A 386-nucleotide genomic window follows, 5' to 3' on the forward strand; every position below is an offset into this window, starting at 1 on the left:
CGATGGCGATGTTGCTTCTGGCCTCGCTCGTTCCGGTGGTGCTGAACTGATGGGCGTTAAAAAAAATTCGATCCGCGCAGACATTTGGCTGCTCTCCTACTTTATGAGTCCAAGCCGGTATAACCGGCCATCAGCCGTTAGAAAGACTATGGAGTTAAAATGAAAACCATCGGTATAGTTGGCGGTGTCGCTTGGCCCAGCTCGATCATTTACTATCAGACCATCAATGAACTGATAGCGAAGCGAATGGGCGGAAGCGGTCGGCATTGTGCAAAGCTGGTAATGGCCCAGACAGATTTCGATGAAGTCGAACGTAGACAGGTTGAAGGCCGATGGGATTTGGTCGGAGAATTGATCGCTGAAGAGGCCAACAAGCTAAAGGCGGC

At 50.8% G+C, this 386-nt stretch carries 1 pseudogene; it reads left to right on the forward strand.

Going from position 1 to position 386, the window contains the following annotated elements:
• Positions 1-159: 159 nt before the first annotated feature.
• A pseudogene (locus AF337_RS11790) lies at positions 160-386 on the forward strand (aspartate/glutamate racemase); the annotation flags it as partial.

Source organism: Rhizobium ecuadorense, from assembly GCF_001187535.1.
Lineage (GTDB): Bacteria > Pseudomonadota > Alphaproteobacteria > Rhizobiales > Rhizobiaceae > Rhizobium > Rhizobium ecuadorense.